12 protein-coding genes are annotated in these 15,206 nt (G+C 56.3%); 1 reads left to right on the top strand and 11 read right to left on the bottom strand.

The annotated features are described in order from the left end of the window. Window positions 1-71: 71 nt before the first annotated feature. The 6 genes from hisS to FLT43_RS24655 all read right to left on the bottom strand — a co-directional run bounded on the left by hisS (window position 72) and on the right by FLT43_RS24655 (window position 7,230). Entirely contained in the window at window positions 72-1,322 is a 1,251-nt protein-coding gene (gene hisS / locus FLT43_RS24675; protein WP_087441619.1) for a histidine--tRNA ligase, read from the bottom strand. A gap of 536 nt (window positions 1,323-1,858) precedes the next feature. Beyond that, window positions 1,859-3,427 carry a coproporphyrinogen III oxidase gene (locus FLT43_RS24670; protein WP_087441620.1) on the bottom strand — a complete coding sequence of 523 codons (1,569 nt, stop codon included), beginning with the start codon at window positions 3,425-3,427 and terminating at the stop codon, window positions 1,859-1,861. Between the two features lie 118 nt (window positions 3,428-3,545). Beyond that, on the bottom strand, window positions 3,546-3,977 hold the full coding sequence (locus FLT43_RS24665; protein ID WP_087441621.1) for a flagellar basal body rod protein: 432 nt from the start codon (window positions 3,975-3,977) through the stop codon (window positions 3,546-3,548). A 191-nt stretch (window positions 3,978-4,168) separates the two neighbouring features. Further along, window positions 4,169-4,312 carry a hypothetical protein gene (locus tag FLT43_RS29495; RefSeq protein ID WP_164776455.1) on the bottom strand — a complete coding sequence of 48 codons (144 nt, stop codon included), beginning with the start codon at window positions 4,310-4,312 and terminating at the stop codon, window positions 4,169-4,171. Between the two features lie 169 nt (window positions 4,313-4,481). After that, complete coding sequence (gene dtd / locus FLT43_RS24660; protein WP_087441622.1) at window positions 4,482-4,925, bottom strand: D-aminoacyl-tRNA deacylase; 444 nt, start codon at window positions 4,923-4,925, stop codon at window positions 4,482-4,484. A gap of 127 nt (window positions 4,926-5,052) precedes the next feature. Beyond that, window positions 5,053-7,230: a RelA/SpoT family protein gene (locus FLT43_RS24655; protein ID WP_087441623.1), complete on the bottom strand. Its 2,178-nt coding sequence runs from the start codon at window positions 7,228-7,230 to the stop codon at window positions 5,053-5,055. 313 nt (window positions 7,231-7,543) lie between these two features. Here FLT43_RS24655 and uraA point away from each other — a divergent pair, with 313 nt between their 5' ends. Continuing rightward, window positions 7,544-8,812: a uracil permease gene (gene uraA / locus FLT43_RS24650; RefSeq protein ID WP_087441624.1), complete on the top strand. Its 1,269-nt coding sequence runs from the start codon at window positions 7,544-7,546 to the stop codon at window positions 8,810-8,812. Window positions 8,813-8,877: 65 nt separating this feature from the next. On the opposite strand, the gene FLT43_RS24645 is transcribed toward uraA, so the two are convergent. From FLT43_RS24645 to secD, 5 genes are all read right to left on the bottom strand, one after another. Beyond that, on the bottom strand, window positions 8,878-9,390 hold the full coding sequence (locus tag FLT43_RS24645) for an adenine phosphoribosyltransferase (RefSeq protein WP_087441625.1): 513 nt from the start codon (window positions 9,388-9,390) through the stop codon (window positions 8,878-8,880). Next, the gene (gene recJ / locus FLT43_RS24640) at window positions 9,380-11,833 is read right to left on the bottom strand and encodes a single-stranded-DNA-specific exonuclease RecJ (protein ID WP_087441626.1); all 2,454 of its coding nucleotides are present in this window, start codon (window positions 11,831-11,833) and stop codon (window positions 9,380-9,382) included. Before recJ ends, FLT43_RS24645 begins: the two co-directional genes overlap by 11 nt. Before the next feature lie 21 nt (window positions 11,834-11,854). After that, complete coding sequence (locus tag FLT43_RS24635) at window positions 11,855-12,802, bottom strand: cation diffusion facilitator family transporter (RefSeq protein ID WP_087441627.1); 948 nt, start codon at window positions 12,800-12,802, stop codon at window positions 11,855-11,857. A gap of 198 nt (window positions 12,803-13,000) precedes the next feature. Next, the gene (secF, locus tag FLT43_RS24630; RefSeq protein ID WP_087441628.1) at window positions 13,001-13,909 is read right to left on the bottom strand and encodes a protein translocase subunit SecF; all 909 of its coding nucleotides are present in this window, start codon (window positions 13,907-13,909) and stop codon (window positions 13,001-13,003) included. Next, window positions 13,899-15,179 (bottom strand): protein translocase subunit SecD, encoded by a 1,281-nt coding sequence (gene secD / locus FLT43_RS24625; RefSeq protein ID WP_087441629.1) that lies wholly within the window; start codon window positions 15,177-15,179, stop codon window positions 13,899-13,901. Before secD ends, secF begins: the two co-directional genes overlap by 11 nt. Window positions 15,180-15,206: the final 27 nt, after the last annotated feature.

Here is a 15,206-nt window from a genome sequence, read left to right as displayed (position 1 = left end):
CATCATCGTTCGTTCTTCATCTATGTTTTTGCATTCGTCTGCCTCTTGGCGGCACGCGGCGTCTCGGCAGGTCAAACCTGCTTCAATTGCTGCGCCAATTCGGACAGCGGCACGAACCGCTGCTCCCCGCTGGCCAGCTCCTTCAGCGCAATCTCGCCCCGGGACAGCTCGTCATCTCCCAGAATTCCGGCGTATCGCGCATGCATGCGATCAGCCGATTTCATCTGCGCCTTCATCTTGCGGCCCTGGTAATCCTTCTCGGCGGCCAGTCCTTCGCGCCGCAGATCGTTCAGCAGCTTCGTGACCTCAGCCTCGGCCTGTTCGCCGAGACCGACCAGATATATGTCGAGCGGCGACGTCTCATTGCAATCGACGCCCTGCTTCTCCAACAGCAGCGCAATTCGTTCAAGCCCGATGCCGAATCCGATGCCGGGCTGATCCGGGCCGCCGATATCCGCCACCAGGCCGTTGTAGCGGCCGCCGCCGCCGACCGTATCGATGGCGCCAATACCCTGTGCCTTGTACTCGAATGCCGTATGCGTATAATAATCGAGTCCGCGTACAAGGCGATGGTTCACTTCATAGTCGACCCCCATCGCCGATAAGTACTGCTTCACCTTGGCAAAATGCGTCGCGCACTCTTCATCGAGGCTGTCCAGAATCGAAGGCGCATTGCCGAATTTGTCCTGATCCGCCTTGCAGTCGAGCACGCGCAGCGGATTGCGCTCCATCCGGGACTGGCAGTCCTTGCACAGCGACTCCTTCATCGGCTCCAAAAATTGAAGCAGGCGCTCCCGGTAAGCCGCGCGGCTCGGCACGTTGCCGACCGAATTGATCTCCACGCGGACGCCGGTCAGCCCGACTTCCTTCATGAATTCATATCCTAGTGCAATAATCTCCGCATCCAGACTCGGATCCGCAGCCCCGAACGCCTCTACGCCGAATTGATGGAACTGGCGGTAGCGTCCCGCTTGCGGCCGCTCATAACGGAACATCGGCCCGATATAATACAGCTTCGTCACATCCGGTTCGCCGTAGAGTTTATTCTCCACATAGGAGCGGACGACGCCTGCCGTATTTTCCGGACGAAGCGTCATGCTTCGATCGCCCTTGTCCTTGAACGTATACATTTCTTTTTCCACGATATCCGTCGTCTCGCCGACGCCACGCTCGAACAGCTCAGTCTGTTCAAATATCGGGGTGCGGATTTCCTTGTAGTTGAATCGACGGCACAGATCGCGGACTTTGCGCTCGACCGTCTGCCATATTTCGACGGTGCCCGGCAGCAAATCCTGCGTGCCTGTCGGCTTCTGGTAAGCCATGTTCTTCCTCCTCCTGCCTGCTTCCTGAAAATAAAAAAACTCCCGCCCTGCAAATGTAACATTTGCTAAGGGACGAGAGTTGGTTGTCGAATCCAATCACCCGTGGTGCCACCCACATTCCGCTGTCCGCTCTCCCTCGCTGGCCCATATGCCTCCGGAGCGCTTCCCGCGCTTCATTCACGTATAACGCACGCCAAGCGCCGAACGGCTACACATCCATTCCGAATGGAGTTCGCCGCCGGTTCTCGGGGATGTCCTTCGTCCGTCCATCATCAAGGTTCTTCCAGCCTAGGAACCTCTCTCTGCACATGTGGGGCGGGTTACTTGTTCCCGTCATTGAATCAATTTGCTATGTCAGAATATAAAGAACATTGTAAGGATGTAGCACGCTAAAGTCAAGAAAAAAACCTACATCAGATGTAGGTCCAGCAAAAGAATATATTAAAAAGGGGGTCATGCATTCAGTATAGGACGCAAATATTAAAGGAACATGAAGCAAAGATTACAAACAGATTACAAAAAAGCAAGCGTTTCCTTTAGGCCTCTTTGAACAATTCCTTCATCATTTCTATTTTTTTGCGCGTCACTTCCACATAATTGTCATTGTATACTTTCGGTTCCTTCGGGTTGGCGAAGCGGGTAATCGCGCCGGTTTTCGGATGCACCCATTTGGAGGATGCGCCGCAGCCCAGGCCGAGAATCGATTGTATCTCTTCGATAATAAGAATATTGTACAGACTCTCGGTACCCGGCATCGCATAGCCGACATTTTCCAGGTTGCCGAGGATATTTTTCTGGCGGTACAAATAATACGGAACATAGCCTTGCGCCCCCGTCCATTCCGCCGCCATCGTCATCATCCGCTCGACCTCTTCCCGGGCGGCCACCTTGAATTTCTCCTCGCCGCGGTGGCGGGTCATCTCAGAGGCGCGCTTGAACGAGAGCGTATGGACCGTCACTGATTCCGGCAGGAGCCGTTCCGTCTCCCGCAGCGTATGGGCGAACTCCGCCGTCCCTTCTCCCGGCAGCCCGATAATGAGATCCATATTGATATTGTTCATGCCGAGCTCGCGCGCCAGCTTGTATTTCTCCACCGTCTCTTCCACGCTGTGATGGCGGCCGATAATATCGAGCGTCTCCTGAATGTAAGACTGCGGATTGATGCTGATGCGATCGATATTCCACTTCCGCAGCACATCCAGCTTCTCCGGCGTAATCGTATCCGGGCGTCCCGCCTCGACGGTAATCTCCCGCACCTGCTCCACATTCGGAAAAGAGGTCATCATTTCCTCATACAGCATGTCCATCTCTTCCGCCGTGATGCTGGTCGGGGTGCCGCCGCCATAGTATATCGTCGTGATCGGAATATTCCGCTCCTTCAGGAAGCGTCCGATCTCGCGCATTTCATAGTGCAGCCCGCCAAGGAACGAATCGACCGAGCCTTGACGCCCGTTGATGTCGTATGCCGGGAAGGTGCAATACGCACATTTGGTCGGACAGAACGGGATTCCGATATAAATGCTTAACTGGTTCTGAAGCTGATCCAAGTCGGGCAGCGCCGTCAACTGGCGATCCACAATCTGTTCCATCAGCCCGATCTTGCCGTCCGTAATTAAATATTCTTCGCGAAGCATCTTCTTCGCTTCGTCCTGCGACAGTCCGCGCCGCCGGGCCTCATGCATCAGCTTCGTCGGGCGGACGCCGGTCAGAATGCCCCACGGCTGCTCGATGCCGGTCCAAGCGGTCAGCACCTGCAGCAGCGCATGGGAGAATGCATTCTTCACCTGCTTGCGGTACTGCTCATAGGTCGCTTCCACAGGAACCGGCCGTTCATTGACGGCTTCCAGCGAAGCGCCATCCTTCCGCTCAAGCGTAGCCCGGACGCGAACGCGGCCCGCTGCCGCGAGCGGGAACGATTCAGGCGCGAGCCCGCCCTCCGGCTCGGTCTGCTCGAGTCGGATGACCGCTTCGGCTTCCTCTGCCCGTTCCGCCTCCGGCTGCTGGCTTACGTGATACGTGACCTCCGGCTGCTCGATGAACAATTGAACAATATGAATAAGCGAACGTTCAAACGCCGCTTCATTGGCGATTAATGTAATGCGCATTTTCCTGCAAGCTCCCCCTCACACGGCCCAGTTGGCCCTTCGTCCCAAAAAGGCGCCCAACCATGCGGGCGCCAGTCCTTATCCTATCATATTGACTTTCCAAAATAAAGGGAAGATGTCAGCCCTTTTCTCCCGGGTCAAAATATCCGCCGTTCTCGCGGATGAGCCGGACGGCATCATCATAGTCCGCATCATCGGCCTTGGCGGTGACGACATAGCGCAGCCCGTCCGGCTCCTCCATCCGCTCGGAGGAAGCAACGTCCCTCCCTCCTTCATTATCGGTCAATTCCGTAGCAGGGGTCGTCATGAGCGCCTCTTGCCCGTCGTCGCGCATCGACACGATGCCGCCCGGGCCTACGGCAGATATCCCGCCGTTATAAGCGGAGCCGTTCGCACTGCCGGTTATGAACGGAGCGAACAGCATCTGCTTGCTGCCAAGCGGGCCTCCCAGTTCCCCGACCTCGATACTCGTACAGCCTGCCGCGATAAGCTGTGTACGCAGCGTCTCCGCCTCGTTCTCCGTCCGCGTATATGCCTGAATTCGTTTCATCTTCCGTCACCTCGCCGTCTCCTGATATCGTATTTTGTCACCCTTCCTATCCTGTGCGCCAAGATATAGTTGCGGATTGCTGGCGGAAGTCCTTCCGTACGACTTTATACCCCGGCGGCCCAGCCGGCGAAACAGACAGCAATGCCCGGCCCCTTCCTGATGGAAGAAGACCGGGCATCGAATGACCGCGGCTATCGCTTTACATTGGCTCCTTGGCGGCGAAGAGCGTCCTGCTCGGCCTGCTCCTCCCGCAAGAGCGCAGCCGCTTCCTTGACGGATTGAACGGCTGCCCAGGTGCTGTACTGGATCGCGAGCTGATGCAAAGATTGTCGCACGATACGGCTCCTTTCCGCAGCTGCCGGCCGGTCCCGAATGCCAAGAAAAGCATACGGTAGGGCAGCAGGCGCAGGGTTCCTCCCTAGTATGGGCCGCGTCCGCGATCAATTATTCCGTTATTCCATGCATTCTCTCCAGGCTTGCAGGGCCAGCTTGTCCGGGATGAGACTACTCCCGGCTGTCCAAGATGAGCGTGACCGGCCCCCAATTCACGAGCTGCACATCCATCATCGCTCCGAAGCGGCCGGTCTCCACAGCAAGCCCCAGCCCGCGCAGCCGCTCATTGAAGCGGTCATAAAGCAGCTCCGCCTGTTCCGGCCGCGCGGCAGCCATGAAGTTGGGGCGCCGTCCTTTGCGGCAGTCGCCGTACAGGGTGAATTGCGAGACAGACAATATTGCCCCGCCTACATCCTGAACCGACAGGTTCATTTTCTCCGATTCATCCTCGAAGATGCGCAGCCCGGCAATTTTGTCGGCAGCCCAGCTCACGTCCTGCTCCGTATCCTCATGGGTCACGCCGACGAGCAGCATCAAGCCTTGCCCGATGGTCCCGACCGTCTCTCCCTCCACCGTTACCGCGGCTTCCTTGCACCGCTGAACCACGATTCGCATGCTAACCTATCATCCCTTCCTGCAGTAGTTGAACGGCCTATTGACTTACCTCTTTTGAAGAAACCTCTTTAAATATGTGTTCAAAAAATATGTGTACCTCTTAACATGCCAAAGAAGTGCAGCGAGCTCATTGCATGATCCGCTGCACCGTATACACGTCCTTCACACGTTTGATCTTCTCGACCACCGAATGGAGATGGTCGGTATTGCGGATGAGAATCGTCATATGAATCATCGCCAGCCGGTTGCGATCCGAACGTCCCGAGACGGCGGCGATATTCGTCTTGCTCTCGGAGACGGCCTGCAACACCTCGTTGAGGAAGCCTCTCCGATCCATGCCGGTAATCTCGATGTCGACACTGTAATTCGCCTCTGAGGAATCGCCCCATTGCACATCGATAATCCGTTCCGCCTCTTCCCCGTCGATCGTCGTCGGGATATTCAGGCAGTCGGCCCGGTGGATCGATACGCCTCGTCCGCGCGTGACATACCCGACGATCTCGTCGCCAGGCACCGGATTGCAGCAGCGGGCGAAGCGAACGAGCAGATTGTCGATGCCTTCGACCTTGACGCCATGGGCAGGCCGGGATTTGCGCTCCGGCTCCTTCTTGACTTCCTTGACCTCGTGGGTCAATTCGATCTGGTTGGCCTCTTCCGTTTCCTTGCGCAGCTTTTCCGTCAAGCGGGTCACGATCTGGGAGGCGGTAATGCCGCCGAAGCCGATGGCGGACATCATGTCCTCGATATCGTTGAAGGTGAATTTCTTCGCGACCTCGAGCAGCTTGTCGTCGGTCATCCAAGCCGACGGCTCCAGTCCGAGCCGTTTCAATTCCCGTTCGACTCCTTCGCGGCCCTTTTGAACGTTCTCTTCCCGCTTCTCTTTTTTGAACCACTGCTTGATTTTGGAGCGGGCATGCGACGACTGCGCGATTTTGACCCAGTCCGCGCTCGGTCCGTAAGAATGCTTCGACGTCAGAATCTCGACGATATCGCCGGTCCTCAACTGATGATCGAGCGGCACAATACGGCCGTTCACCTTCGCCCCTATCGTCCGGTTCCCGACCTCCGTATGGATGCGATACGCGAAATCAAGCGGCACGGAGCCGGCAGGAAGCTCGATGACTTCTCCTTTGGGCGTGAATACAAATACCAAATCGGAGAAAAAATCCATTTTGAGCGATTCGACGAATTCCTGCGCGTCGTTCGTCTCCTGCTGCAAATCGAGAATTTCGCGCAGGAACGTCATCTTCTCTTCGAAGCTGCCCGAATTGGCTCCGCCCTCTTTATATGCCCAGTGCGCCGCAATCCCGTACTCGGCCGTGCGGTGCATCTCCCAGGTCCGAATCTGCACCTCGGTCGGTTCCCCCGTCGGACCGATAACGGTCGTATGAAGCGACTGGTACATATTCGTCTTCGGCATCGCGATATAGTCCTTGAACCGGCCCGGCATCGGCTTCCAGAGCGTGTGGATAATGCCGAGGGTGGCATAGCAGTCTTTGATATTGTCGACAATGATGCGAATCGCCAGCAGATCGTAGATTTCATTGAACTGCTTGCTCTTGCCCGTCATTTTTTTGTAGACGCTGTATATATGCTTCGGTCGGCCGGACAGATCGGCGGTGATGCCCATCTCCTCCAGCTTCTCCTGAATGCGCGCGATAACGCCGGCGATATACTCCTCCCGCTCGGCGCGCTTCTTGTGCATGAGGTTGGCAATGCGGTAATACTGCTGCGGATTCAAATAGCGAAGCGCAATGTCTTCCATCTCCCACTTGATGGCTGAGATTCCGAGACGGTGGGCGATGGGAGAGAAGATTTCCAATGTCTCGTAGGCGATGCGCCGTTGACTCTCTTCCGATTGGTACTTCAGCGTTCGCATATTGTGAAGCCGGTCCGCCAGCTTGATGACGATCACGCGGATATCATTAGCCATGGCCACGAACATTTTCCGGTAATTCTCGTTCTGCTGTTCTTCCTTGGACCGGAACTGAATCCGCTCGAGCTTCGTTAATCCATCGACCAGCATCGCGCATGTGTTTCCGAATTTGGTGCGCACTTCCTCCAGAGAGACGGACGTGTCCTCCACTACATCGTGCAGCAGCGCAGCTACGACGGAAGTCGGATCCATCTGCATGCCCACTACGATGTCGGCGACAGCCAGAGGGTGCAGTATATAGGGTTCACCGGATTTCCGGACCTGCCCCGAATGAGCCTGCTCCGCGAACAGATACGCTTCGCGGACACGATCCAGATCCGATTCTTTCATATACGTCGAGGCCTTCTCTAATAATTGCTCGATGCCCATTGGAGTCGTTTCGGTTCCTTTCTTCAGTCGGGGAGCCTATCCGCCAGACTATAGATTTATATCCTTTAATTATGCCTTTATTCGGTGTCTCCCGTCAATGGTCTCCCTAGGCTTCCCCGATCAAGTCTGTCTTTTTTTGTCGAAAAACAGGTTTTCAATTCGAAAAAACACGACTTTTCCGACATTTTATTGCCTCATCAGAAAAATGTTGTTGAAAAATAGGCCGGACACCATGTAAATTATATAGTTGGGTCTAAGGGATACTATCCAGAAACGGATGATGACAATTTCATATTAAAGGAGTGCTTTCGACTTGCAACGCGAAATTCAAGTGCATGAAAAACCGGCTTTCGGGCCCGGACTGCTGCTAAGCATCCAACACATGTTCGCCATGTTCGGATCGAACGTGCTGGTGCCGAACCTGTTCCACGTCGATCCGGGCATTGTACTGCTCATGAACGGACTGGGCACCATCTTCTATCTTGTGCTGTGCCGGGGGCTCATCCCAGCCTTTCTCGGATCGAGCTTTGCGTTCATTTCTCCGGTTACGGTCGTTCTCACCGGCAATGGCGGCAGCTATGCCCAAGCGCTCTCCGGCTTCATCGTATGCGGAATTATCTTCGTGGCTGTCGCGCTTATCGTGAAGTGGGTCGGCACTCGCTGGCTGGATGTGCTCTTCCCGCCGGCCGCCATGGGAGCCATCGTCGCGGTCATCGGCCTTGAGCTGGTTCCGGTCGCTGCCGGAATGTCGGGATTCATTCCGTCCGATCCGGGAGCCGCGCTCGATTCGACTGCCATTACGCTGGCCTGCATCACGCTCGGCGTGACCGTGCTCGGCAATGTGCTCTTCCGTGGTTTCTTCAAAATTATTCCTGTTCTAATCGGTATCATTACCGGTTATGTCGTCGCTTACTTCATGGGCGTCGTCAGCATGGATCCGGTCCGGGAGGCCGCCCTGTTCAAAGCGCCGACATTCACGTTCCCTGAATTCAACTGGACGGCGATCGCCATTATCGTGCCTGCGGCACTGGTCGTCGTCGTGGAACATATCGGCCATCTGATGGTAACTAGCAATATTGTAGGCAACGATCTGTCGAAAAATCCGGGGCTTCACCGCTCCCTGCTCGGCAACGGGGTCTCGACCATTTTCTCTGGCTTCTTCGGCTCCACGCCGAACACGACGTACGGGGAGAATATCGGCGTCATGGCGCTTACCCGCGTCTATTCCGTATATGTCATCGGCGGCGCGGCGGTCATTGCCATTATCATGTCCTTCTTCGGCAAAGTCTCCGCCCTTATCGCCAACATCCCGGTTCCCGTCATGGGCGGCGTATCCCTGCTGTTGTTCGGGGTTATTGCGGCATCCGGCCTGCGGGTGCTGGTCGATGCCAAGGTCGACTACGGCAAGCCGAAAAATCTGCTGCTGACGACGCTGATCATCGTCATCGGCATCAGCGGCGCCACCTTGAAGCTGGGCGCTGTTGAATTGAAAGGAATGGCTCTGGCCACGGTGCTAGCCATCGTGCTTAATCTGTTCTTCATCATCATCGACAAGCTGGGCTTGTCCAACGAGCAAGCCTGATGCATGCAAGAACCCCCCTGGAACGGGCCTCAGCCCGGTTCAGGGGGGTTTTGACATTCAGCCTATTAGTACGTCATCAGGGAACGCACGTCAATATCCGGCAGCTTGGCGCGTCCGTTCAGGTCGCTCAATTCGATAAGGAACAACGCCCCGACCACTTCTCCGCCCAGTTGGCGAACCAGATTGACGGCTGTGGAGATCGTGCCTCCGGTTGCCAGCAGGTCGTCGGCAATCAACACCTTTTGCCCCGGCTTGATCGCATCCTTGTGCATAGCCAGCTTGTCGCTGCCGTATTCCAGCGCATAGCCCGCTTCAATCGTCTCGCCCGGCAGCTTGCCGCTCTTGCGGATCGGGACGAATCCGGCCCCGATCGCCAAGGCGAGCGGAGCGCCCACGACGAACCCGCGCGCCTCCGGACCGGCAATCAGATCAATTTGTTGATCCTCGACCATCTGCTTCATTGCGGCGATCGCCGCCTGATAAGCGGAACCGTCCTTCAGCAGCGTCGTAATATCTTTGAAGCTGATTCCCGGCTGAGGAAAATCGGGGATGACCCGAATATACGATTTAAAATCCATCTGAACTCCTCCTAAGTAATGAAACATCGCGTTCTTCGTCCCAGCAGGACCACAGCCATGCCGCGAACGCCTCTGTCGCTGGCTCATACCAGCGCTGCTCCCAGGCTGCTGCGCTTGCCCAGTCCTGGTAACGTTGGGAAGCTTCCAACGAGGTCTTCGCCGGCTGTGCCGCCATTTCGAATGTCGTTGTATGTTTATGATGAGTGCAACATAAAAATTGCAGCTCCTGGAACATATCGATCAGCAGCATGAATTCCCGCAGAGACAAGCTGACGCGCTTGGCCAGCGACCGCATCGGCTCGGGTTCATTGGTCCATGTATGTACCCGTCTCAATTCAGCATAAGCCCGCTTGATTCGATCGCGCGTCGGCATATGAAGCCGCCCCCCGATCGGTTCGCGCGGCAGCACGACATGCAGCCGTTCCATATGGCGAAGCTGGCGCGTTAACCGCCTCATCTCCTGCTCTGATGGCGGCATCCCGAACAGCACCATCTCGCGAACGCGCTCCGACATCGCGGCGATGAACGGCTCGTCTCCACGCCATGCGCCCGGAACGACGACCGGTCCTTCCTCCTCGTCGCTGTACAGCCACGCGAAGGATTCCGCGGCATGAACGCCCGCCTGTTCGCGGGTCGTGACGAGCACGTTGGCGCCGCCGCCATCCTGCTCCAATATGCGCGCCAGCTGCACCGCCGTCTCCCAAGCATCCGGGATCCCCCGCAAATCGAACAGCTGCCGCTCCTGGATGCGGATATCCTGCATAAATAACTGCGGCCTGCGCCGGCCGTTCCATTCATTGACGGACAGCTCGCCCAGCACATCCGCCTTCACGTCACTCGTAATCCTTCGGGCCAAGCCCCCCCGGTGAAAAGCTACCGCATCCAATGTAGCACGGTCTTGGCTCAACATCAACTTCAAATGTTGGCCTTCCTTGCCCATCGTCCGGATCTCGCGCACCCGCGCGTTGCGGATGACGACCCGGGGGCTCGGATTGCCCATGCCGAACGGGGCCAATTGCCCCAACTGGTCGATTACTTCCAGCGGAATCTCATTCAAGCCGCATTCCGCGTCCACCTCGACGCAAGGAACGAAGTGCTCCTCTGTCAGTATGCCCTCGGCAACCTCTTGCAAGCGCTGCTCAAGCTCCTCAAGCTTGTCTGCCTGAATCGTCATGCCTGCCGCGGCCTGATGCCCGCCATAATGCTCGAACAGTTCGCCGCACGATTGCATCGCCTCGTACAGATCGAAGCCCGGGATCGAGCGGGCCGAACCTTTGCACAATCCGGTCTCGCCGTCGATTCCCAGCACGAAGGTCGGACGGTAATATTTTTCGAGGATTTTGGAAGCAACGATGCCGATGACACCGACGTTCCACCCCTCCGCAGCCAATACGATGACATGGGGAGGCTCGCCCGTATCCTCCATCTTCTCCACCAGCAGCGCTTCCGCTTCCTTGACGATGCCGTCAACGATTTTCTGCCGCTCCTTATTCAACCGGTCCAGCTCCCATGCGAACGCCTCGGCCGCCGCGTCGTGCTCCGCCGTCAGCAGCTGAACCGCGATGTCGGCATGATCGAGCCGCCCGCTGGCATTGATTCGCGGAGCCATCGAGAAGGCGATATGGGTCGAGGTCACTTCCTTCGGATCAATGCTGCACACTTGAAGCAGCGCCCGAATCCCGGCATAGCGGGAACGCTTCATCCGCTGGAGGGCCGCACGCACGAGAATGCGGTTCTCATCCAGCAGCGGCATCAGATCGGCAACAGTGCCGATGGCGGCCAGCTCTAGCCATTCCTCGGGAATCCGTCCGAGCAGCGCATGCGCCAGCTTGAACGCTACGCCGACGCCGGCCAGCCCTTTGAACGGATAAGGGCAATAAGGCAGCTTCGGATTGACCAGCGCGCAGGCGTTCGGAAGCTGCTCCGGAGGCTCATGGTGATCGGTCACCACGATGTCGATTCCAAGCTCGCGGGCATAGGCGATTTCCTCCACGGCGCTTATCCCGGTATCGACCGTCACGACGAGGGTGACGCCGCAAGCCTGCGCAGCTTCCAGCGCAGCCTTGTTCAGCCCGTACCCTTCGTTGGCCCGGTGCGGGATATAATAGTCGAATTCCGCCTCCAGATGACGCATCAAATAAATCATAAGCGATGTGCTCGAGACTCCGTCCGCATCGTAATCGCCATAAATGCGAATGCGCTCGCGGTTCGCAAGCGCTGTCCGGATTCGGGCCACCGCGTCTTCCATTCCTGCCAATAAATATGGATCGTGCATCTCATCAATATCCGCATGCAAAAACCGGTGCGCCTGCTCTGCGTCTGCTATCCCCCGTACGGCCAGCATACGGGCGACCAGCTTCGAGACCCGGGCTTCCTGGGCCAGTTGCTCGATACCGGTATCCGGCACGTCAGAGCAGATCCACCGGGAGCGTGGATGAAGCATCCTCCCACTCCTTTAACATTCTCATTGCAGCAGCGTAGGCTCTCTCCCGTCATTCTCCGGAATCCGGTACGGATTCCCGGTATCGAACGGGTTCACATGGACACACACGTCTGCCACATGCAAAAAACGCTGCATTAAATGATTTTTGACCCGCTTCGCAATCGCATGGCCGTCAGCCACCGAAATGCGGGGATTTACACTGATTGTAACATCGACGATAACATAATGGCCATGCTCCCGCGCCCGCAGATTGTCGACGGTAATGACGCCGTTGACGGACTGTGCGGCCCGGATGAGCGGATTCGCTTCTTCATCATGAAGAACATGGTCCATCGTCGAGCGAATCGCTTCCTTCACCAATCTGGTTCCCATATGCAGCACCAGAAGCGCGACAATAAATCCGGCTGCCGGATCCAGATACAGCAGCCATTCGATATGATACATCCCGCCGAGCATCGCGGCTCCCACCCCGATCAACGCCGCGATGGAAGAATAGACATCAGAACGATGCTCCCATGCGTTCGCAATCAGAGCCTGCGACGATAAGCGCTTGCCCAGCCGGAACTTGTACTGGAACATCGCTTCCTTCACTGCGATAGACACTATAATTGCGGCGAGAGCGTACCATTTCGGGACGTCCACCCGCCCTTGCCATACCGACTTCACTGCGGAGACGGCGAGCTCAAGCCCGACGACGAGCAGCAGCGCCGAGACGATAATGGCGGCGATGAGCTCCGCTTTGCCGCGTCCATACGGATGATCCTTGTCCGGAGGGCGCTTCGCTGCCTTCAAGCCGACAAGGACGGCGCCGGAGCCCGCCACATCCGAGGCGGAATGCCAAGCGTCCGCGATGAGCGCTTGGCTGCCCGCACAGAAGCCGGCGATCCCTTTGAGCAGGGCGAGCAGCAGGTTGCCGATAATGCCCAGCCATGCCCCTGCCTCAGCCCTTGCAAACCGCTCGGTCGTCATGTCGCAACCCTCTCAATCCATTTTTTCATTCCTGCTGGGGGACTTCGACTTCGCATGATCTGTTCTTGCTTGCAACATCAAAGCCGCGTCAGCAACCTGACGCGGCTTCAACGTTATGCTTGCGCCGCAGGCTGCGGCAAGGAAGCCAAGCCGGGACTCGCTCCATTGCCGCGTCATCCTTCGGCTTGAAGTTGGCGGTTACGCCTGCTTCGGCTTCGCCGGAGACTTGGGCTTGCTCTTCTCCTTGCTCTTCAATACGACCCACAGCGGGCTCGCGATGAATATGGAGGAATAAGCCCCGAATGCCAAGCCGACCAGAATAGCCAGCGAGAACATGCGAATCGACTCGCTTGCGAAAATAAACAGACAGAGGGCCGCCAGGAGAACCGTCAATACCGTATTGATGGACCGGGTCAGCGTCTGATAAATACTGTCGTTCACGAGATGGGACAAGTCATGAATATTTTTGATCTTGGCGAATCTCATATTCTCGCGAATCCGGTCAAAGATAACGATCGTATCGTTGATGGAATACCCGATGATAGTCAGCACCGCGATAATGAACGGCAGATTGACCTCGAGCCGGAATATAGAGAAGATGCTGATAACCATGAACGCATCATGCAGCAAGGCGACGACCGCCGAGATGGCGAAGCGCCATTCGAAGCGGATGCTGATATACACGATGATGCCGAGGCTCGCAATCAGGACCGCGAGCAAGGCATTGCGCTGCAGTTCGCGCGCAATCTCGACATCGACCGTACTAATATCGAACGAAGCACCCTCATCCAGCTTTTTAAAGTCAGCCTTGAACTGGTTCTCCATCTGCTCGGTCAGCACTTCCGTGAACCGGATCGTCATCCGGTCGCTGCCGATCGTAATGGTCGGCTCCTTCTTCAATTGGTACGGATCGAGCATCTGCTCGACCTGGGCTTTCTCCACCGGCTTCGTGAGCGTTACGTCCACGCTCGTCCCCGAGCTGAAGTCTACCCCGTAGTTCAAACCGAGGGCGCCAAGCGAGATCGCGCCGACAATCGTAATAATGATGGAGAAAATAAAGAAGTATTTGCTTGAATGAACAAAGTTGAACGTTCCTTTAAAGCGCACGGATTTCACTCTCCTTCACGCCGAAGTATCCCGGTTTGGTCAGCACATTCGCTTTGACCAGCGCATGCAGCATGACGCGGGAGAGGAACACGTTCGTCAAAATACTGACGATAACGGTCATCATCAGAATGAGCGCAAAGCCTTTGACTTGGCTCTCGCCCAAAATGTACATGACGACGCCGGCAATAATTGTTGTAATATTCGCGTCCATAATCGTCCGGAACGAGTTCTTGGAGCCTGCCTTCATCGCGGATTTGATCGACTTGCCGCTGCGCAGTTCCTCCTTAATCCGTTCATACGTAATAATATTCGCGTCGACGGCCATGCTGAGACCAAGGATGAAGGCCGCAATGCCCGGCAGCGTCAGCGTAATCTCGGACAGCCAGAATACAAGCAGCAGAAGCCATGTGAACAAAATCAGCGAGAAGCTGGCAATAACGCCAGGCAGCCGGTAAATGACAAGCATAAATAACAGAATCAGCGCCGTGCCGATAATTCCGGCCTTCACTGTCTGCTCCAGCGACATCTTGCCAAGCGTAGCCGTAACGGTCTGCGAGTACTTCTCAGTCAGCTTGAGCGGCAAGGAGCCGAGATTGATCGTATCCTTCAGCTCGTTGGCTTCTTCCTTCGTCCGCTGGCCCGTAATCGTCGCTTCCCCGCCTGGAATCTCATAATTGACAGACGGATCGGAGATGAGGGTATCATCCATGAAAATCGCCAAATGGTTGCGCGCTTTGGTCGGATCCGGATCGTACAGACCGGCGAGACGTTTCGTAATTTCGGCGAATTTGCTTGCATCCTTCAGCTTAATCGCTACGATTGGACGCTGCAGCTCGTCAAATACGACGCTCGCTCCACCCTCGACGAAGTCGGTTCCTTGCAGTTCAATCTTGCAGTAATCGGACGCGTCTTCACAGCCTTCAGAGCTTCGGAATGTAAGAACAGCCGGTTCTTTCAGCTTCTTCCGCACCTCTTCCTCGTTCTGAACGTCCGCAATCTTGACGCGGATACGGTCCGTACCTTCGATCGTAATCTCCGGTTCGCTCGTACCGGTTGCGTTAATCCGTTTATCCAGACTTTTTGCAGTCTGTTTAAGCGCATCGTTAGTCACTTTCCCGCCCGATTCCAGCGGAGAGGCTTGGTATAGAATCTCGAAGCCGCCCTTGAGATCGAGTCCGAGACGTATGCTGTTGACGATCGAAGGGCTAGTCCAGACAATGACACCTAGCGATACGACAACGATGAGCAGAAATGCTAACACCCTTTTCATATCGTCCCTATTCCCCTTTCATATTCA

Source organism: Paenibacillus thiaminolyticus (assembly GCF_007066085.1).
Lineage (GTDB): Bacteria > Bacillota > Bacilli > Paenibacillales > Paenibacillaceae > Paenibacillus_B > Paenibacillus_B thiaminolyticus.
Note: the sequence above shows the minus strand (reverse complement) of the source record. Positions and strands in the feature narration are given on the sequence as shown.

What these genes read in the sequence shown, in the direction of transcription:
- hisS (WP_087441619.1), bottom strand. Translation starts at nt 1,322, where the DNA reads ATGGCTTACCAGAAGCCGACAGGCACGCAGGATTTGCTGCCGGGCACC.
- FLT43_RS24645 (WP_087441625.1), bottom strand. Translation starts at nt 9,390, where the DNA reads ATGGATTTTAAATCGTATATTCGGGTCATCCCCGATTTTCCTCAGCCG.
- dtd (WP_087441622.1), bottom strand. Translation starts at nt 4,925, where the DNA reads ATGCGAATCGTGGTTCAGCGGTGCAAGGAAGCCGCGGTAACGGTGGAG.
- FLT43_RS24655 (WP_087441623.1), bottom strand. Translation starts at nt 7,230, where the DNA reads ATGGGCATCGAGCAATTATTAGAGAAGGCCTCGACGTATATGAAAGAA.
- recJ (WP_087441626.1), bottom strand. Translation starts at nt 11,833, where the DNA reads ATGCTTCATCCACGCTCCCGGTGGATCTGCTCTGACGTGCCGGATACC.
- secD (WP_087441629.1), bottom strand. Translation starts at nt 15,179, where the DNA reads ATGAAAAGGGTGTTAGCATTTCTGCTCATCGTTGTCGTATCGCTAGGT.
- FLT43_RS24670 (WP_087441620.1), bottom strand. Translation starts at nt 3,427, where the DNA reads ATGCGCATTACATTAATCGCCAATGAAGCGGCGTTTGAACGTTCGCTT.
- FLT43_RS24665 (WP_087441621.1), bottom strand. Translation starts at nt 3,977, where the DNA reads ATGAAACGAATTCAGGCATATACGCGGACGGAGAACGAGGCGGAGACG.
- FLT43_RS24635 (WP_087441627.1), bottom strand. Translation starts at nt 12,802, where the DNA reads ATGACGACCGAGCGGTTTGCAAGGGCTGAGGCAGGGGCATGGCTGGGC.